The following is an 18252-nucleotide window of genomic DNA, read 5'->3' on the forward strand; positions in this document are numbered from 1 at the left end:
ATTGAATTCCTCAATTAACAGCTTCCCTCCGCCGGTATTAGCCGGACTCAGGTTCTAAGGGTGTAATCTCAGCCTGTAAATCCAGGCACCCCTAGCTTGATTGACAATATTACCACCAAGCTCCGGTTAGGGCTGGAAGGTTCCCAAAACTTGATGTTTTGCATCACTCTGTGAAGTGGCTACAGTGTAATTCATCGCCTGCAAACCGTAATTGATGTCATAATAGGCATCCAACTAAGCATCAATATGCCATCGTTATATGGAAAATATTACTGTCAGAACAACACTGGCATTACCATCTGAGCTTTTAGAAGCAACCGATCGGGCTGTGCGGGAAGGAAAAGCCAAGAGTCGTAATGAGTTTGTTGCCCTAGCATTGCGTCATGAGTTGGCGGCTCAAAAACGAGCTGATATTGATGCAGCTTTTGCGGGAATGGCTGATGATGTCGAATATCAGGCGGAAGTTGTGAAAATTAGTAATGAATTTGCTACGGCTGATTGGGAATCATTTCAGATAGGTGAATCTCAGCAATGAGGCGAGGGGAAGTCTACGATGCTCGTCTCGATCCGACTGAAGGTTCTGAACAGGCAGAGATTCGACCTGTAATTATTGTCAGCCGTGATGCCATCAATGCTGCCAGTCAGGTTGTGCTGGCAGTTCCCTGTACAACTTATCGCATTGGAAAGCGTATCTATCCGAGTCAGGTACTCCTGCAAGCGCCGGATGGTGGGCTGGAGCGAGATTCGGTGGCACTGGGAGAGCAAGTTCGCACTTTAGCTAAAACTCGTTTTTTACGTCTGCGTGGGATGCTTTCATCCTCATCGTTGGCGCAACTAGAACAAGCGTTGCTAATTGCTTTAGATTTACCAGGACAAGGGGAGTTTGAATAAGAAGCGATCGCGTTTCGGTGAGGTTTGGGCGGTGAGAGCGATCGCCATATAATCGGTAATAACCCATGCACAAGCGACGCTACAGTATGAGTACATTTGTACCGAATAATGAAGCAGACTACCCAGAAAATTTAGCAGATGAGGAACAGGAAACACAAATTGAAGAAAGCTTGGAAGATGATGATGACATCCTCCCTTCCAGGTTCTCCATATCAGTTTCTCGAACAGATTTTGATGTTGATGGCATAGTTAAGCGTCTGAGAAATAATGATATATATATTCCTAATTTTCAGCGTGCCTATGTATGGAAACCCAAACAAGCTTCGCGTTTGATAGAGTCTCTCTTACTTGGTCTGCCGGTTCCAGGGATTTTCCTGGCAAGAGAGCCAGAAACGAACAAGTTGCTAGTACTTGACGGTCAGCAAAGATTAATTAGTCTTAAATCTTTTTACGATGGTAAATTTCCAGAAGGTCGGACATCGTTTTCCTTGAAAGGGGTTCATTCAAACTTTGAGCGCCAGACATATAAAACACTCGCGGATACCTATCGGCGGCAATTAGACAACTCGGTTTTATCTGCAACTGTTGTTCAACCACATGATAACAACGAAGAAAGCATATACTATATTTTTGAAAGGTTGAATACAGGTGGGACTTTATTAAAACCCCAGGAAATTCGGGGTTGCATTTATCACGGAGAATTCAATGATTTGCTTGAGGAAATGAACAAGAACGGAGCATGGCGTAACATATTTGGCATTTGTGATAAGAATAAAAAAGACCAAGAACTTATTCTACGCTTCCTGGCAATTTATTTTGAAGGGAATAATTACAAGCCATCAATGAAGGAATTTTTAAATAGATATATGACCAAAAACAGACAACTCAAGCAGCAGTCTAGGGATAGAATTATCAAAGCATTTATCCCAACAATTGAAATAATTTATAAATGCGTTGGCAATAAAGCTTTCAGACGAGAAAAGGCATTTGTTCCTACTTGGTTTGAGGCAGTCATGGTCGGTACAGCGAAAAGGCTAGAAAAAGGTACTATTCAGAATATTGAGGAATTCCAACAAATCTATCAACGTCTAATAAGTGATGAAGAATTTCTAGGCGTATCCGTGAAAATACGCGATCTAACTAACGAATATAATGTAAAGGAAAGGCTAAGACTGGCAAGGGAGACTTTCGCTGAATTAAAATAATCAGCCTTGAAGTTGCAGTTTGTCAGATGATGTAAGAATTAGCTTAGCTGTTGTAAATATAGGGGCTTGTGGAATATACGTCATCATTTCTAACTCATTCGTGCAAAGTAGATCGCTAGTACACCTCCACCAATAGCGATCGCTTTCACCTATCCCCTCCTCTATCCACAAGTTAGGCTTTGCGCCCCATAACTCCCAGCAGAACCCAATTGAGGATATTTGGTTGCAAGCAAAGCAATGTATCCGAGAGTGCGATCGCCTGTGCAAATCTTTTGGTGTCGTGAAGTATTTATTTGAGTTCGTAACTTATCGTCAATTCTTTGACTTTCCAAAGCTTTTCACCTATGGCTGTTTCTCACAATTTATTTAGAATTGCTATATTTACGAACAGTTTTTGATTCATGGATTGGCAAAATGTAGAATAAAGCTTAATTAATCGAGGCATATTATGTGGTAAAACTAGCTTTTAAAAACTAACAACTAAAAAGAGCGGGTCAAATACTTGACCCGCTCTTTTTGGTGCAGTAAATTGTAATTGACAACATTTGTTGAGTCTTCGCTGATGGGTCGGGAAAGTACCAACGCCCAATTGCTCTGACATAACTTTCTTGCTCCTCGCCGAATCATCAAGTCTTATGCAGTTTCCAACCAGTCATAGATTTGATCTAACTGTTCCAGCGTTACTAAACCGTATTGCCATAAGATCATCGGCAATGGACCGGGATCTTGTTCTCGACGCCGCAAAGCGATCGCAATCGATGCCTTGGATATTGCTAAATCTTCTTGAAGAAAACGGAGAAATCGAGAAAAGTTCGTAGGTGCCATGATGGCTTTTACCTCCTTTGTAGAATCTATTTTGTAATTGAAACCTTGGTTTGTTGAGTGATAGTAGTCAGTATTTTATCTGTCCACCTTTACTCGGCTCCTTTTATACTATTTTGCCGCTACCCACTGGAACGCTAGTGTCACAGATCACCAGCCTGGTGTGACAATTACGGCAGCCGGTATGGGTATTAACAGAAGAATGTTCATAGTAGATTCAGCACTTTAGGCATCCCTTCCGGGTTGACCTAGAGAATGAGACTAAAAACTTAGGCTCACTCCACTTTTTTCTGAAATCCTAGCCGACTCTAGAAGAGTGAACTTTGCTTAATATTTTCTTCAGCAATTCACTGAAATTCCTCTGTAATAGGAGAGATTTGCTTGCCTAGAGCGTCTATTCCACTAACCTCACACCAAATTCCAGGCAAAGCGCTCTCATCCTTGGAAGAACCATGTCTCTGGAAGCGAGAATCTAGGTTTAAGCGTAACAATAATTGAAATTTGCCGCCTCAAACTCTATCTTGGGAAAGAGTACCTTATTTTGGCGACAAATACGTCTAAAGAGCGAGTAAATTTTTAAATCACCTTGATAAGGACTATAAAAGAGAGCCAGGAAGTCCGTCTGTATTGGCATCGAGTTACTGAATGGTGACGCGATCGCCCGCCTTCAAACCGAGTTCCGCCGCTCGTCCTCCTCGGAGTTCAATCACCTGGTTAACAGGCGTATTCGGACCATAAGTGGGGCAAAGACTGGTTGTACAGGGAGGAACATTGGCAGCGATCGCTTTCACCACTCCATCCAGCATAAAAACCATATCCAGCGGAATGAGCGTATTCTTCATCCAGAAATTGATCGGTTGCGGTGGGTTGAAAAGAAATAGCATCCCGCGATCGTCCGCCAAAGACTTCCTGTACATTAACCCCATTTGCTGTTGTTGGGGTGTCCGCGCCACTTCCAGCTGAATCACCTGACTTGCCATCGTTGCCTTAGCTGAAATTGGCAAAGTTTGACCCATCTTATTCTGTGCGGGTGATGCCTCCGATGATGACAGCGCTGGTTGTGCAGGGGTTGTCGGTGCTGATACTGGCGACGCCTGCTGCAATGGTTGTGCGGGTTCCCCACTCTGAGAGGAGGTTGATGGCACCGATGCTGAACATCCCATCAGCAAAACTGCCAGCATCATTACCACTAAACTTGCCTGCTTTCTGGCGTTGCGATCGCCTTTGGCGGATGCGCGTAAGTGCTGTTCGCTCCAATCCAAATTCATCCTTTATCCTTGATATTTAAACTCAAAACTCAATCCTTTCTAAGCTTCTCGCAAAACGTATCCTACACCTCGCACTGTTTGAATCAAGCGCTTTTCGCTCTCTTCTTCAATTTTGAGACGCAAATAACGGATATACACCTCAATCACATTTGACTCTCCCATAAAGTCGTATCCCCAAACATTTTCTAGAATCTGTTCGCGGGTCAAGACTTCGCGGGGATGCGACATCATATACTTTAGGAGTTCAAATTCCTTCATTGTCAGGTCAATCACTCGCCCGTTCCGCATTGCTCTGCGGGTGGACAAGTCTAAAACCAGTTCGCCAAACCGTAACTGTTCGCTAGCACCTGCTTCTGGCTGTAAGTAGAGACGCACCAGTTGCAAAAAAGCGTCCGTGCGATAAGGTTTGAGGAAGTAATCATCGGCACCCGAATTTAGACAAGCAACCCGATCTTCTACGGTATCGCGAGCCATCAACAGCAGCACTGGCACGCGAGATCCGGCATTCCTCAGTTGGTTGCACAACTTCAGTCCAGAATCTCCTGTTAGCACTCGATCTACGACGACTAAAGCTGGCTGAAGTTCGCAAGCTTGATGGAAACCGCTGGTGGTGTCTGGCGCAACAACAGTAGTATATCCAGCTTCTCGCAAATCCATGCTGACACGTTGGACAAGAATTTCGTCGGTTTCGACGAGTAAAACACAGGGAGTGCGGTCAAAAGTAACAGGAGACATAGGCTACATTGGGGCGCTTTTGCTGCGTTGTTATCTCAGTTTAACTACATTGGAAAGCGATCGCGAAGCGCTCCAAAAAGTCAGTTCGCTGCTTCCTTCAATGTAGGTAAGTATTCATGCTTAGTATAGGACAGATGACAGGGAGGGTGAGGGAAGCAGGTAGCGAACTGACAAGTCAGCGCAACGCGATCGCTTCCAAGTTTTTACTCATTAGCCTCACCCCAAATCAGAATTTTGCAAAATTTCTCGAATTCTTGCCTTAAATAAACGGACTGCGGCTCTCTGACCAATAATTTTGCTTTGCTCAATCAAGGCTGGTATTTCTGCAATTGGTAGAAATGGAAAAGCCAGACTTTGAGCGCAAAAATTATATTGTCCACCACCTAATTGATAGACATAAAGACGCTAATTCTCGTATCTCCAGAATTCAGGAACGCCCAGAGAAGCATAGATTTGAAACTTATTGAGAGAGGGACTTGTGTAGTCAACCTCTACAACCAAATCTGGTGGTGGATCGGTCTGCAAGTCTATTTTTTTTCCTCTGACCAACGCTTCATTCTGTATATAGAAGCAAGTATCCGGTTCCACGGCACGGGTTAAATCTTCTCGTTCTAGAGTAAGAGAACCGAGTTGGATGATTTCAATTTCTAACTCATCTGCTAAGGCTGTAACAATTTCCGCTATAAGTATTTTAGATTCTTCGTGTTCTTGGTATGGAACCATAATTTCTAGTATTCCCTGGTCATAAGCGAGTCTACAGGCGCGATCGCTTCCGAGATCCGCTAGTAGTGCCTTGAAGGTTTGCCAGGTGACGCCTGTTAAAATGACTCTGACTTCGGGAGGAACTTGCTGCTGTGGGAGAGAAGACGCCGTTACTTTCTGTACATTCATAGTTTTGATTACTCCCGAAAGCGAGAAATTCTGCAAAATAGATTAAGCTGATCGTTCAAAGCTTAACCCAAACACCTATTTAAAAGCCTTCGTCATCTATGAACAGCCCTTTCCTGACTCGCCTCCACAGTCCTGAACGTCCTGTCATCGTCTTCGATGGCGCAATGGGAACCAACCTCCAAACGCAAAACCTGACCGCCGCTGACTTTGGGGGACCAGAATACGAAGGCTGTAATGAATATCTGGTACACACTAAACCAGAAGCGGTGGAGAAGGTGCATCGGGACTTTTTGGCAGTTGGTGCCGATGTGATTGAAACAGATACCTTTGGCGGTGCCTCGATTGTGCTGGCAGAGTACGACCTGGCGGATCAAGCCTACTATTTGAATAAGAAGGCGGCGGAACTGGCGAAGCGCGTGGCGGCGGAATTTTCGACGCCGGAGAAACCCCGGTTTGTGGCTGGTTCGATAGGTCCAACGACCAAGCTGCCAACGCTGGGACATATTGACTTTGACACACTGCAAGCTTCCTTTGTAGAGCAAGCTGAGGCGCTTTACGACGGCGGCGTTGATTTATTTCTTGTCGAGACTTGTCAGGATGTGCTGCAAATTAAGGCAGCACTGAATGCGGTTGAGGAAGTCTTTCAGCGCAAGGGGGAACGACGCCCGTTGATGGTGTCGGTAACGATGGAAGTCATGGGTACGATGCTAGTCGGTTCTGAGATTAGCGCCGTAGTGACGATTTTGGAACGTTACCCGATTGATATTCTCGGACTTAACTGTGCCACGGGACCAGACCGGATGGCTGAGCATATCAAGTATCTTTGCCAGCACTCCCCGTTTGTGGTTTCCTGCGTTCCCAATGCTGGCTTACCAGAAAATATTGGCGGTCATGCTCACTATAAGCTGACGCCGATGGAATTGCGGATGGCGCTGATGCACTTTGTAGAAGATTGGGGCGTGCAGATAATTGGCGGCTGTTGCGGCACGCGCCCTGAGCATATTCAACAATTAGCAGAAATTGGCAAAACTCTGAAGCCAAAAGAGCGGCACTTTAGCTATGAGCCTGCGGCGGCGTCAATTTACAGTGCCCAACCTTATGACCAGGATAATTCATTCCTGATTGTGGGCGAGCGGCTGAATGCTAGCGGTTCTAAGAAGTGCCGCGACTTGCTGAATGGGGAAGATTGGGATGGGTTGGTTTCTTTGGCGAAGTCGCAGGTGCGGGAAGGGGCGCACGTCCTTGATGTCAACGTGGACTATGTCGGGCGCGATGGCGTTCGAGATATGCATGAATTAGTGTCGCGGCTGGTAACAAATGTGACAATCCCGCTAATGCTCGACTCCACAGAATGGGAAAAGATGGAGGCAGGATTGAAGGTTGCCGGGGGCAAGTGCCTGCTGAATTCGACTAACTATGAAGATGGAGAGGAGCGCTTCTTCAAGGTGCTGGAGTTGGCGAAGAAGTACGGAGCCGGTGTCGTTATTGGCACGATTGATGAAGATGGGATGGCACGGACGGCTGAAAAGAAGTTTGCGATCGCGCAACGTGCCTATCGCGCCGCTGTCGAATATGGCATTCCACCCTACGAGATATTTTTTGATACTCTCGCTCTACCTATTTCTACGGGTATCGAAGAAGACCGCGCTAATGGAAAAGCTACCATTGAATCCATCCGTCGCATTCGAGAAGAACTTCCAGGTTGCCACGTTATGTTGGGGGTTTCTAACGTTTCCTTCGGTTTAAACCCAGCGGCGCGAGTCGTCCTCAATTCCATGTTTCTGCACGAAGCGATCGCGGTGGGGATGGATGCGGCAATTGTCAGCGCTAGCAAAATTCTGCCGCTAGCGAAAATTGAGCCAGAGCATCAAGAAGTCTGCCGCAAGTTAATCTACGATGAGCGGCAATTTGATGGAGACATCTGCACCTACGATCCGCTGGGAGAGTTGACAACGCTGTTTGAAGGGAAAACGACGAAGCGCGATCGCTCTAATGACGAAAATCTCCCCGTAGAAGAACGTCTGAAGCGTCACATTATCGACGGCGAACGCATCGGCTTAGAGGAACAACTTACCAAAGCTTTAGAGAAATATGCGCCTCTGTATATTATTAACACCTTCTTGCTAGATGGCATGAAAGTTGTAGGCGAGTTGTTTGGTTCCGGACAAATGCAGTTGCCTTTCGTATTGCAATCTGCGGAAACGATGAAAGCAGCGGTGGCATATTTAGAACCATTGATGGAAAAGAAAGATGCTGGAAATAATGCCAAAGGAACTGTAGTAATTGCCACCGTTAAAGGAGATGTCCACGACATCGGTAAAAATTTGGTGGATATCATCCTGTCAAATAACGGTTACAAGGTGGTTAATATTGGCATCAAACAGCCTGTTGATAAAATTGTTGATGCTTTTGAGCAGCACAAAGCTGATTGTATTGCGATGAGCGGCTTGCTGGTAAAATCAACTGCTTTTATGAAAGATAATTTGGAGGTTTTCAACCAAAAAGGAATTACAGTCCCAGTAATTTTAGGCGGTGCGGCGCTGACTCCTAAATTCGTCCATGAAGATTGCCAAAACACTTACAAAGGTAAAGTTATTTACGGCAAAGATGCTTTTTCCGATCTGCATTTCATGGATAAATTAATGCCTGCTAAATCCACTGGAAATTGGGATGATTTGCAGGGATTTTTGGATGAAGTTGAGGAAACTGGTCATGCACCTATTGTAGAGGAAGCGTCTCGTCTGCCATTAGAGAATAGCACTCAAGAAACTCAACCTGTAGAAGTAGATACGCGGCGTTCTGAGGCTGTGGCGATTGACATCGATCGTCCAATTCCACCTTTCTGGGGTACGAAATTATTACAGCCTGAAGATATCCCATTAGAGGAGGTGTTTGAGTATCTGGATTTGCAGGCTTTGATTGCTGGACAGTGGCAATTCCGCAAGCCGAAGGAACAGTCTCGCGAGGAGTACAATCAGTTTTTAGAGGATAAGGTTTACCCGATTTTGAAGGAGTGGAAGCAACGGGTTGTAGAGGAGAATTTGCTGCATCCGCAAGTTGTGTACGGGTATTTTCCGTGTCAGGGTGAGGGAAATTCTTTGCACATTTATAGTCAAGAAGGAATGAACCGCCAAGACGCGAAGGACGCCAAGGAAGAGAGGAAAGAGGTAATTGCTACTTTTAATTTCCCTCGTCAAAAGTCTATGCGTCGTCTGTGTATTTCTGATTTCTTTGCACCTGTTGAGTCGGGACAGGTTGATGTGTTTGCGATGCAGGCGGTGACTGTGGGGGATATTGCGACGGAGTTCGCGCAGAAGTTGTTTGTAAATAATCAATACAGCGATTATCTGTATTTCCACGGCTTGGCGGTACAAACGGCGGAGGCGGTGGCGGAGTGGCTTCACGCCCGAATCCGACGGGAGTTGGGCTTGGCGGCATCAGAACCGGATAATATTCGGGATATTCTGGCGCAGCGTTATCAGGGTTCTCGGTATAGTTTTGGGTATCCGGCTTGTCCGAATATTCAGGATCAGTATAAGTTGTTGGAGTTACTGGGAAGCGATCGCATCAACCTTCACATGGATGAAAGCGAACAACTGTATCCCGAACAATCTACAACGGCGATTATCGCCTATCATCCAGCAGCAAAATATTTCAGTGCGTAAGCGGGTGGCGATGCCGTTGCAAGCATCGCCATGACACTTTACAACTGTTCCGGGTTAATCCCTCGTTCTCGCAGTAGCGCCTCTAAGGCTTGATAGCGCTGTCTTTCTTGTTCCAATTGATTTAGCGCTTCATCTGCGCGATCGCGTTCCTCATCTGCGCGATCGCGTTCCTCATCTGCGCGATCGCGTTCTTGTTCCCTAAGTTGAGCTAATTCCACAAAACTCAGAAACCGTTCTTCTGTGGGTGTATAAATTTCCAGATTCTCAAATGTCACCTGAAACCTCACTCCTAGACGAGGACTAACCCAACCATTCATCTCCTCAATTATCTCTAAATCCTCTCCTAAGCGCAGCCAACCGATTAGCTCAATGTCATCTGGATCGTAAACATAATATTCCTCTACGCCATAGCGTTCGTAGAACTTGAATTTATGAGCCATTGCTTTAAGACGATTGCCAGGAGATAAGATTTCAAATACTACTTGTGGTGGAATATTATCTTCTTCCCATTGCTTGTAGGAACCCCTATCGCCTTTTGGTCTGCCAAAGGCAACCATCGCATCCGGCGCTTGGCGAGTTTTATTGTCTCCTTCGACGGGATACCAAAGTAAATCTCCAGCGACAAATACATTTGGGTCATTAGCAAACAGCAGATCCAAGTTTTTTTTGATCAACACTATCAACTCAAATTGCTTGGTATTGTCTGCCATTGGTTGACCGTCGCTGTCTGGGTAGATGATCGCTGCTGCGGTATCGGTTGGTAGTTGTTGTACCATCTTGCTTTGTTTGGAGCTTGAGGGTGGTTATTTTAATTGTAGCGATCGCATAAACCTCTATATGAGTGCTTTATTAATTTTTGTTACTGTTAGCTGGGGCCTGTTCTTGGGAATACTTTAAATAGAGCTTTTTGATAAGTTCTGCTGCAATCAATACTAGAAACGATATGCCACCAGTTAAAAAATTTGACAGCGACAGTATGCCATTACTTGACCTGTTGCGAAGCGCTAAAGAAGGAAAAACTCAACTGCCAGATTTTCAGCGTAGCTGGGTTTGGAACGATGACCAGATATGCAGCTTGTTAGCCAGCATTTCACTTTCTTACCCAATTGGGGCAGTGATGATGCTCGAAACAGGTAATCCTGATGTGCGATTTCAACCTCGCCCAATTGAAGGAGTGACACTGAATAATCCGACAGAACCAGGGCAACTAATTCTAGATGGACAGCAGCGATTGACTTCGCTTTTTCAGACATTGCTATCAGGAAAACCAGTCAAAACAAAAGATATACGAGGCAAAGAAATTTACAGATGGTATTACATTGATATCGCCAAAGCGCTCAACCCAAGTATTGACCGGGAGGAAGCGATTGTCAGCGTACCAGAGGACAAGATAATCCGCAATTTTGGTAAAGAAATTGTATCAGACTACTCGACCTCTGAAAAAGAGTACCAAAATGAAATGTTTCCGGTTTCACAAATTTTTGACTCATCCGACTGGATGACAAGTCATAACGAATACTGGGATTACGAAAAGGAAAAAGTCAAGTTTTTTAATAAATTTAATAATGACATCTTAAAGCAGTTTGAGCATTACGACGTACCAGTTATTCTGCTACATAAGGAAACACCTAGAGAGGCAGTATGTAAAGTTTTTGAGAAAATGAATACAGGTGGCGTACCTCTTGATGTTTTTGAATTAGTTACAGCAACTTTTGCTATTTATAAGTTCAAACTCCGAGAAGATTGGACTAAGCGGGAGAAGGAATTGAAGAAGCATTCGGTACTAAAAAATATTCAAAAAACTGATTTTTTACAAGCGGTGACTTTGCTTGCTACCTTAGAAGATTCCTCAGTAAGTTGTAAGCGCAAGGATATTCTAAACCTGACTTTGAAGCAATACAAGGAATGGGCTGATTTAGTTACTCAAGGGTTTGAGCAAGCAGCAAAATTTCTCCACACGCAAAAGATATTTAGCGATCGCGATCTGCCTTATCAAACTCAACTTACAGCCCTTGCAGCTATTTTCGCAGCACTTAGCGATCGCGCTATTGGAGCGGGAGCAAATGCAAAATTAGCTAATTGGTATTGGTGTGGAGTTTTTGGCGAACTCTACAGTAGTGCTATTGAAAGTCGTTTAGCGAAAGATGTATCACAAGTGCGGGACTGGATTAATGGTGGTGCTGAACCTGACACTATCAGAGATGCTAACTTTACTCCCGATCGTCTTTTAAGCCTGTATACTCGCAGAAGTGCTGCTTATAAAGGTTTATCTGCTTTGTTGTTGAGGGATGGTGGGTGCGACTTCTTTACAAGTTATCCCATTGACACTTTGATGGACTTTAATAAAGCTATTGATATCCATCACATTTTTCCGCGACAGTGGTGTAAGAACAACAGCATTGCAGCCGAGGTTTACGACTGCGCGATCAACAAAACCCCACTTTCAGCCAAAACTAATAAGATGATTGGAGGTAAAGCACCAAGCATCTACTTAACAGATATTCAGAAGAAATCCGACATCTCAGTAGAAAATCTTGATGAGATTTTGCGATCGCACGTTATAGAGCCAGCTAGACTACGTATAGATAACTTCGATACCTTCTTCCAAGCTAGAAAAAATGCACTTTTAGATCGGATTGAGAAGGCAATGGGTAAACCGATTCTGCGCGAGGCGACAAAAGAGGTAGAAAATTAGAATTTGACAGGACTTACGCAAAGCTTATACATATAGTGTTTTGTAGGGGCAATCCCCCTGTGGTTGCCCCCATATCTAGTGATGTTGCGTAAGTCCTGTTTGAGTACGAACAAGACATGAGCGATCGCATCTTTTACGATTTCAAGAATGCGATAGCGAAGCGCTGACTTGTCAGTTCGCGTTCTCTCCTCCAATCACTCCACCTCAGCATCTAGATTGGCTTCAACGCCAAGCGATCGCAATTGTTCTGCTAATCTCTCTACTCTTTGTCTTAAAACATTATCTCCGCTTCAACCAAGCAAATACTTCATCAACTGTAAGCGTCAAAGTTATACTCTCTAAAACAGGCAAAACATCTGCTTTAGCTAACAAATCTGGTAGGCGATTCGACTGATAAACTAAAATTGAGCGTTCGCTGGGATCGAGCAACCATCCTAGCTGAGTACCATGTCGCAGACAGTGCAGAATGTTACCAGTAACCTTAGTTTGACTTTGGTCGGGTGAAAGTATTTCAATTACCCACTCTGGTGCAAAATTAATACCAGTGCTAGAAATATCACCGCTTTCATCCAATGGTAGTTTATCGCTAGCTACGACAACGACATCAGGAACTACCGAACGATTACCAAAACTACAACGCAATTCTGGAAAAGCTTCGTAATTAGTAGCTGCTGCATCAACTTTGGCAACTAAAAGTTTTTGTAATAGGCTATGTTTACCGCCTCCCATAGGTTTCTGAACAGCCTCTCCATTGATATATTCCCAAGCTGGTGATTCATCAATATACGAAAGTTGTAAGAATTCTTCTAGAGTGTTTCTTGGAATTGCAATTTTCATTCTCTCCTTCCATAACTCTGTCTCAAAATCTAAATTCGGTTCAATGCCAAGGGCGCGCAATTGTGATGCTAATCTCTCTACTCGTCGCCTTTCTCGCTCAAGTAGTTGACTTTCTCGCTCTTGAGGAGTAGGAATCCAGTTATCATCGGCATCATACCAGCGCAACCAAATGCGATCGCGAAGCGTCTCCGAAGGAGATTCGCTTTCCCCATAAAAACCTTGCTACAGTCCCAAACCTAGCTGAATATTGTCAAGTTAAGATAATTTTGGCAAGAATGCGATCGCGCGTTGCGCTGACTTGTCAGTTCGCGTCTCACCACAAGCTAGACAGAAGCGCCTAACTGTTCCTCCCAAACCCAAGCACCGTGGAAACCGTAAGGCACTCGCTGGGGGATGAGGACACGCGCCACTGGTTCAGCAGTCACGTCCTGGGCATTTACGACCACCAGTTCAGAAGTATCTGCCCGATCATCGTGGACGAAAGTCATAAGCCAACCGTCATCCTCAGCAGTAGCATTGGGACGGGGAACAAATACCGCCTCGCCACCATAGCGTTCCCGTCCGAATTTGTGAGTTTCGGACTTACCACTATTGAAGTCATACTTGATGACACCTTCAAATAGAGGCATGGGATTATTTGCCATCTTTGCCGTATAACCGTAGCGCATTGGTCGTCCCATTCGCTGTTCGTTCAGACGCGGGAAATCAGAAGGCGCATCGTCCAGCATTTCCTCTTTTACCGTACCCGTGCTGAGGTTAAAGCGCCAGCGATACAACCGACCAGCGTCTCCCTCATTTTCACCGGGGGTCATATCAGTCGTTAAGACACTGGTGGAACTCATGCGACAAGCGACAAGCACCACTTCATCCCCCTCCTCGTAGGCATTGAGAGTATGGAAGACATAGCAGGGAGGACTTTCAAACCAGCGGATGTTGCTGTTATCGCCATGACGGGGGACAATACCAAAACGACTAGGGCGATCGCGCTCAAACATCAACGGTGGTTTACCCTGCTGCATTCGTACCATGCTGAAAGTTAGCGGCAGATCCATAAAAATGGTGTAGTGTTCGGTGATGGCAAAATCGTGCATCATCACCGCCATCGGCAAGTTGATGGGAACTGTCCGCAAAAGCTCACCGTTAGCTGAAACGACGCTGTATTTCAGGTACGGTGGGGCAAAGGAGTAGCCAAAAAACATCATCTCCCCAGTTTCGGCATCTACCTTGGGATGGGCGGTGAAGGCAGAAACCAGCTTGCCATCGTAAGTGTAAGCGCCGGATGTCTCTAAGCTGGGAACCTTGATAGCGTGAGGTTCGCCTCCTTCCCAAAGCGCCAGCAGTCGTCCATCGTGCCACACCAGAGCCGTGTTAGCAGTATTTTTAGGGAAATTGTAAGGATTGTTGCCTGGTGACGGTTCTGCCAACCCCGTCCAAATCGCCTTACCTGCTTCGCGCTCAATATTAAATCCCCGCGTCCGGATATAACGGTTGCGATATTGAGCTTTGCCGTTGTTTATTCGCACTCCGTGCAACATTCCATCCCCGTCAAACCAGTGATAGCGACCGATAGGTGAGAATTGGGGATTGGGGCCATTCCGCACGAACATCCCAGATAAGTCGGGGGGGAGGTTGCCAATTACTTTCAGGTTGGTGGGTGCGATTTCTTCCCGTACTGGTGCAAAGTTGCCATCTAGATAGGGATTGACTGCGATTGTGGTCATTCGTTGTGCTGAATCGATTGTCTTATCTATATTTATTTTGATTGAGCTAAGGCGATCGCGTCTCACGCTATGGTTGTGGAAACAAGCCAGATGAAGTGGCTGGGGTGGATTCGCCAAGTTTAGAGGAAGATGGGAACTGACAAGTCAGCGCAACGCGCGATCGCATCCTTCTCTATCTCTATAGCAGTCCTAGATTCGTGAAGGCGAGATCCGCGACTTCGTAAGAGTTGTCGCGGATCTGAAGGGCTGACATCTCACGACTCAAATAGGATTGTTATATATGAATGAATGCGAACAACTTTTATTCTAAACTGACACTAACGATGAAACTTGAAAGTACGGCTTTTACTGCAAATAGTGTAATTCCGTCTAAATACACCTGCGACGGCTCAAACATTTCCCCATCTCTTAGCTGGAATTCCCCTCCAGAGGGTACTCAGAGCCTCGCTTTAATCGTTGACGATCCGGATGCGCCTGGAGAAATTTTTGTCCACTGGGTTCTCTACGATCTCCCGCCTGAAATTCGCCATCTGCCTGGAGGCATTCCTAGTCAAGCAAACCTAGCTGAAGGGGGAGTCCAGGGTAAAAATGATTTTGGCAATTTAGGTTATGGTGGCCCTTGCCCGCCTAGTGGTACGCATCGATACTTTTTCAAACTCTACGCACTAGATCGACTATTAAATTTAGCAGCGGGTGCCACTAAAAACCAGTTGGAAGCGGCAATGAATGGTCATATTCTGGCAGCAGCAGAACTCATTGGGCGTTATAGTCGCCAGCGATAATCTTGCCGCAGTTCACAATTAATCTGCAAAAAAAACACCTTGAAAAAGGTGTTTTAAATGTTGGTCATCAATTTTTATGTATGATGCCGGGGAGTCCGGGCACCTAAAGATGAGCCAATTAGCGATGCTGCTAAACCTAATAGAGAACCGATTGTAAACGACCAACCTGCCTTAGCTGTGGCACCCGCAATATCACGAGTTTGCTGAGCCGTTACATTAGGCGCGTTGTTGGGTACATTTACCCCACCTTGTTGTGCTTGGTTGACGATTTCTCCAGCATTTGCTCCGACGATGCCGAATGCACCCGATATTCCACTTGCCAATAACCAGGAACTCAATGCCAAAGTAGTCGCCCAGAGAATGGCTCCATTTAACATTGCCGTATTTCGGTTCATCGGGCCACTGGCACGGGCGGCTACCCAACTACCAACCAAAAGTGAAAGGAACAAAGAGATAATCGACCAAATTCCGACTGCTCTCCCAACATCATCGGCATAGGATCTGGGTGCGCCTGAACCGGCAATATTAGTAGCACCAATTGCGGCTCCTAAAGCACTCAGAATTAGCTGAGTGGCTAAAGCAGTGACAATACCGGCAAAAATGGGACCCCACCTTACACGATCGTGGTACTCAACAATTTGATTGCCAGCAATTGGCTCTACAACAACCCTGTCTTCGCGATTTGTGTATGACATAGCTCACCGCTTTTCCTGTTTTTATTTTTTATAGAGCTACTTTTTTCTAACTTTCACCCTTGGGTTATACTTTATGCTGGTATTTATCTGAGTATATCTATCAGTAGGAAGAATCATGATATCTATCGCTAGAAATAATAAGTGTTCTATTTAGTTGAAAAGCGCGATCGCAATCATTAAAAAAATATTGGCTCTTCCGTAGTTGGTATGCTAAATTTATAGTCAAGAAGCGCCACAAGCTATACTAGCCATGAATTTAAGCCAATTTAGCGTTTATTAAATAGAAAATACAGTCCAAAATCGTTATACCTTGCTAGGTAAGCCTTTCAAGTTTTGGAATCAACTTTTTAGCATACCAAGTAATGAAGAGCCAAAAAATTTGAGCTTTACGGCTGTTTCGATGGCAGTGATGAGCAATAAAAAGCCAGACTGGTCGCTGTACTATCGCATCCCGTTCCGCTCAAAAACACAACAAATAACTGCCACTCCGTCCGCCGATAATATCCGGAATCCCAGCAAAAAAATCCGCAGGGCATGACTACCCTAGACGACTTCAACGGTGACAATTGCTAAAAATGCTTTTAACACAGCTTTTTGAATGACATCAGTTGTTGTTACAATCATTAACTATCCTCGTCAAAAATTTCTTTTTCTGGGAATTTGGGGCATAGACGAGGTAAAGCCAAGCTATCTGCTGTGTTTAAAGCTTCGGGATTTATGCTTCCGGAATGGAAACACTGAAAAATTGTAGAAACTCAAGATAAAATCGACCGTGCAAAAACAGACTTTATTAGTAGCCAGTCTCTTGTTGGTGCCAGCGATCGCCACCGTCAAAATGCCAGTTGTCCAAGCTGCTCAACTGGTAGCCCAGGACAATCAACAGCAGGTGAGCGAACTGCTGCGGCAGGGGCGTAAGTTGGTGGATGCGGGAGATATTGCCAGAGCTTTGGCAGTTTATCAACAAGCTGCCGTTCTCGATCGCGAAAACGCCCGCATATTCTCCGGCATCGGCTATTTACAAGCAGTTCAGGGCAACTACCGAGAAGCAGCCAAAGCTTATCAACAGGCTGTCACCCTCGAACCCAAGAATGCTGATTTTCAGTATGCTTTGGGTTACACTCTCGCGAATCTTGGAGACAATGCCAGTGCCGCAACCGCCTACCAGCGTGCTGCCCAGCTCAACAACAAGAACCTGAATGCCTATCTAGGATTAGGGGTGGTATTACAGCGTCAGGAAGATTATCAAGGCGCGATGCAAGCCTATGAAACTGCCCTCCAGCTCGATCCGAAAAATTTGCAAGCTTATGAATTTATCGGCTCCGCCCTCCTGAAGCAGGGACGTCCCGCAGAAGCCATTCAAGCTCTCCAGCAGGCTGTCGCCCTCGCCCCTAATGACAGCGGCGTGCAGTTGAACTTGGGAGCCGCTTACATGAAGCAAGGCAACGTCACGGCTGGGATTGCGGCTTTAGAACGGGCAGCCAAGATAGAACCTCGCAATGCTCAGATTAGCCTCCAGATTGGCAAAATTTTCCAAACCGGGAATAATCTGGATGATGCCTTAAAGGCTTATCAACGGGCAGTGCAGATCAAACCCGATCTAGTGGAAGCTCAGACAGCGATCGCTGATATTTTGCTAAAGCAGCAGGACTACCTAATGGCAATTGTTGCCTATCGGCGGCTGGTGGAAATGTCGCCGGAAAATGCCCAAGCTTTCTACAACTTGGGAATGGCGCTCAGAGGGAGAGAAAGGGTACCCGAAGCGATCGCTGCTTTTGAGCAAGCCCGCGACCTTTACCAGCGTCAGGGTCAGACGGAAGGCTCTCAGAGAGCGAATTCCGCCCTCAGAGAACTGCAAAAAGACCGAAGCTAAGCGCAAATGACGAATGACTGATTGATAGCTTCTTAAGAACTTATTAAGAGTCTCGGCTTGGGGAAATTTCTGCGGATAACTTGGACTGCAAGATACCTCCTAACTGCGTCCTCAGCCCCATTGATGTCAGAACAATTTAGAGCATCTAATGGGGCTTCCGTATTTTCGACTTGGG

The 18252-nt window shown here is 45.5% G+C and carries 16 protein-coding genes, 2 pseudogenes and 1 riboswitch; of the genes and pseudogenes, 9 read left to right on the plus strand and 9 right to left on the minus strand.

What is annotated here, in order from left to right:
* Positions 1-6: 6 nt before the first annotated feature.
* Positions 7-103: riboswitch (TPP riboswitch) on the minus strand.
* A gap of 156 nt (positions 104-259) precedes the next feature.
* The 4 genes and pseudogenes from ACFW2W_RS04655 to ACFW2W_RS04670 all read left to right on the plus strand — a co-directional run.
* The gene (locus tag ACFW2W_RS04655; protein ID WP_378173954.1) at positions 260-535 is read left to right on the plus strand and encodes a ribbon-helix-helix domain-containing protein; all 276 of its coding nucleotides are present in this window, start codon (positions 260-262) and stop codon (positions 533-535) included.
* The gene (locus ACFW2W_RS04660) at positions 532-891 is read left to right on the plus strand and encodes a type II toxin-antitoxin system PemK/MazF family toxin (protein ID WP_378173957.1); all 360 of its coding nucleotides are present in this window, start codon (positions 532-534) and stop codon (positions 889-891) included. Before ACFW2W_RS04655 ends, ACFW2W_RS04660 begins: the two co-directional genes overlap by 4 nt.
* A 65-nt stretch (positions 892-956) precedes the next feature.
* Complete coding sequence (locus ACFW2W_RS04665; RefSeq protein WP_378173960.1) at positions 957-2096, plus strand: DUF262 domain-containing protein; 1140 nt, start codon at positions 957-959, stop codon at positions 2094-2096.
* Between the two features lie 178 nt (positions 2097-2274).
* Positions 2275-2466 (plus strand): annotated as a pseudogene (locus ACFW2W_RS04670) (IS630 family transposase); the annotation flags it as partial.
* Between the two features lie 263 nt (positions 2467-2729).
* Here the strand turns inward: ACFW2W_RS04670 and ACFW2W_RS04675 are convergent.
* The 3 genes from ACFW2W_RS04675 to nblR form a co-directional block, all read right to left on the minus strand.
* Positions 2730-2921: a DUF2949 domain-containing protein gene (locus ACFW2W_RS04675; protein ID WP_190411931.1), complete on the minus strand. Its 192-nt coding sequence runs from the start codon at positions 2919-2921 to the stop codon at positions 2730-2732.
* 635 nt (positions 2922-3556) lie between these two features.
* Complete coding sequence (locus ACFW2W_RS04680) at positions 3557-4081, minus strand: DUF192 domain-containing protein (protein WP_378174083.1); 525 nt, start codon at positions 4079-4081, stop codon at positions 3557-3559.
* 144 nt (positions 4082-4225) lie between these two features.
* Positions 4226-4921, minus strand: coding sequence for a response regulator transcription factor NblR (gene nblR / locus ACFW2W_RS04685; protein ID WP_378173963.1), 696 nt, complete (start codon positions 4919-4921; stop codon positions 4226-4228).
* Between the two features lie 116 nt (positions 4922-5037).
* Here nblR and ACFW2W_RS04690 point away from each other — a divergent pair, with 116 nt between their 5' ends.
* Positions 5038-5184, plus strand: a complete 147-nt coding sequence (locus tag ACFW2W_RS04690) for a hypothetical protein (RefSeq protein ID WP_378173965.1) — start codon at positions 5038-5040, stop codon at positions 5182-5184.
* A 142-nt stretch (positions 5185-5326) separates the two neighbouring features.
* Here the strand turns inward: ACFW2W_RS04690 and ACFW2W_RS04695 are convergent, their stop codons facing one another.
* On the minus strand, positions 5327-5812 hold the full coding sequence (locus tag ACFW2W_RS04695) for a Uma2 family endonuclease (protein ID WP_378173968.1): 486 nt from the start codon (positions 5810-5812) through the stop codon (positions 5327-5329).
* 98 nt (positions 5813-5910) lie between these two features.
* On the opposite strand from ACFW2W_RS04695, the gene metH reads away from it, so the two are divergent.
* Complete coding sequence (gene metH, locus ACFW2W_RS04700) at positions 5911-9477, plus strand: methionine synthase (protein WP_378173971.1); 3567 nt, start codon at positions 5911-5913, stop codon at positions 9475-9477.
* Positions 9478-9515: 38 nt separating this feature from the next.
* Here metH and ACFW2W_RS04705 read toward each other — a convergent pair whose 3' ends face one another.
* The gene (locus ACFW2W_RS04705) at positions 9516-10253 is read right to left on the minus strand and encodes a Uma2 family endonuclease (RefSeq protein ID WP_378173974.1); all 738 of its coding nucleotides are present in this window, start codon (positions 10251-10253) and stop codon (positions 9516-9518) included.
* Positions 10254-10420: 167 nt separating this feature from the next.
* Here ACFW2W_RS04705 and ACFW2W_RS04710 point away from each other — a divergent pair, with 167 nt between their 5' ends.
* A complete protein-coding gene (locus ACFW2W_RS04710; RefSeq protein WP_378173978.1) occupies positions 10421-12172 on the plus strand; it encodes a DUF262 domain-containing protein in 1752 nt (583 codons plus the stop codon).
* 279 nt (positions 12173-12451) lie between these two features.
* Here ACFW2W_RS04710 and ACFW2W_RS04715 read toward each other — a convergent pair whose 3' ends face one another.
* Both ACFW2W_RS04715 and ACFW2W_RS04720 read right to left on the minus strand, forming a co-directional pair.
* Positions 12452-13009 carry a Uma2 family endonuclease gene (locus tag ACFW2W_RS04715; RefSeq protein ID WP_378173981.1) on the minus strand — a complete coding sequence of 186 codons (558 nt, stop codon included), beginning with the start codon at positions 13007-13009 and terminating at the stop codon, positions 12452-12454.
* 323 nt (positions 13010-13332) lie between these two features.
* The gene (locus ACFW2W_RS04720; protein ID WP_378173984.1) at positions 13333-14730 is read right to left on the minus strand and encodes a carotenoid oxygenase family protein; all 1398 of its coding nucleotides are present in this window, start codon (positions 14728-14730) and stop codon (positions 13333-13335) included.
* A 323-nt stretch (positions 14731-15053) separates the two neighbouring features.
* Between ACFW2W_RS04720 and ACFW2W_RS04725 the strand changes: the two genes are divergently transcribed.
* A complete protein-coding gene (locus tag ACFW2W_RS04725; protein WP_378173987.1) occupies positions 15054-15512 on the plus strand; it encodes a YbhB/YbcL family Raf kinase inhibitor-like protein in 459 nt (152 codons plus the stop codon).
* A gap of 74 nt (positions 15513-15586) precedes the next feature.
* On the opposite strand, the gene ACFW2W_RS04730 is transcribed toward ACFW2W_RS04725, so the two are convergent.
* Together ACFW2W_RS04730 and ACFW2W_RS04735 are read right to left on the minus strand one after the other, a co-directional pair.
* Positions 15587-16207, minus strand: a complete 621-nt coding sequence (locus tag ACFW2W_RS04730) for a hypothetical protein (protein WP_378173990.1) — start codon at positions 16205-16207, stop codon at positions 15587-15589.
* Positions 16208-16682: 475 nt separating this feature from the next.
* Positions 16683-16831, minus strand: a pseudogene (locus ACFW2W_RS04735) (heavy metal-binding domain-containing protein); the annotation flags it as partial.
* 148 nt (positions 16832-16979) lie between these two features.
* Here ACFW2W_RS04735 and ACFW2W_RS04740 point away from each other — a divergent pair.
* Positions 16980-18077, plus strand: a complete 1098-nt coding sequence (locus ACFW2W_RS04740; RefSeq protein WP_378173992.1) for a tetratricopeptide repeat protein — start codon at positions 16980-16982, stop codon at positions 18075-18077.
* Positions 18078-18252: the final 175 nt, after the last annotated feature.

The organism is Coleofasciculus sp. H7-2 (assembly GCF_042747725.1).
Classification (GTDB): domain Bacteria; phylum Cyanobacteriota; class Cyanobacteriia; order Cyanobacteriales; family FACHB-T130; genus FACHB-T130.

What these genes read in the sequence shown, in the direction of transcription:
- ACFW2W_RS04680 (WP_378174083.1), bottom strand. Translation starts at nt 4,081, where the DNA reads ATGGGATGTTCAGCATCGGTGCCATCAACCTCCTCTCAGAGTGGGGAA.
- ACFW2W_RS04710 (WP_378173978.1), top strand. Translation starts at nt 10,421, where the DNA reads ATGCCACCAGTTAAAAAATTTGACAGCGACAGTATGCCATTACTTGAC.
- ACFW2W_RS04675 (WP_190411931.1), bottom strand. Translation starts at nt 2,921, where the DNA reads ATGGCACCTACGAACTTTTCTCGATTTCTCCGTTTTCTTCAAGAAGAT.
- ACFW2W_RS04660 (WP_378173957.1), top strand. Translation starts at nt 532, where the DNA reads ATGAGGCGAGGGGAAGTCTACGATGCTCGTCTCGATCCGACTGAAGGT.
- ACFW2W_RS04695 (WP_378173968.1), bottom strand. Translation starts at nt 5,812, where the DNA reads ATGAATGTACAGAAAGTAACGGCGTCTTCTCTCCCACAGCAGCAAGTT.
- ACFW2W_RS04720 (WP_378173984.1), bottom strand. Translation starts at nt 14,730, where the DNA reads ATGACCACAATCGCAGTCAATCCCTATCTAGATGGCAACTTTGCACCA.
- metH (WP_378173971.1), top strand. Translation starts at nt 5,911, where the DNA reads ATGAACAGCCCTTTCCTGACTCGCCTCCACAGTCCTGAACGTCCTGTC.
- nblR (WP_378173963.1), bottom strand. Translation starts at nt 4,921, where the DNA reads ATGTCTCCTGTTACTTTTGACCGCACTCCCTGTGTTTTACTCGTCGAA.
- ACFW2W_RS04655 (WP_378173954.1), top strand. Translation starts at nt 260, where the DNA reads ATGGAAAATATTACTGTCAGAACAACACTGGCATTACCATCTGAGCTT.
- ACFW2W_RS04730 (WP_378173990.1), bottom strand. Translation starts at nt 16,207, where the DNA reads ATGTCATACACAAATCGCGAAGACAGGGTTGTTGTAGAGCCAATTGCT.
- ACFW2W_RS04725 (WP_378173987.1), top strand. Translation starts at nt 15,054, where the DNA reads ATGAAACTTGAAAGTACGGCTTTTACTGCAAATAGTGTAATTCCGTCT.
- ACFW2W_RS04690 (WP_378173965.1), top strand. Translation starts at nt 5,038, where the DNA reads ATGCTTAGTATAGGACAGATGACAGGGAGGGTGAGGGAAGCAGGTAGC.
- ACFW2W_RS04705 (WP_378173974.1), bottom strand. Translation starts at nt 10,253, where the DNA reads ATGGTACAACAACTACCAACCGATACCGCAGCAGCGATCATCTACCCA.
- ACFW2W_RS04715 (WP_378173981.1), bottom strand. Translation starts at nt 13,009, where the DNA reads ATGAAAATTGCAATTCCAAGAAACACTCTAGAAGAATTCTTACAACTT.
- ACFW2W_RS04665 (WP_378173960.1), top strand. Translation starts at nt 957, where the DNA reads ATGCACAAGCGACGCTACAGTATGAGTACATTTGTACCGAATAATGAA.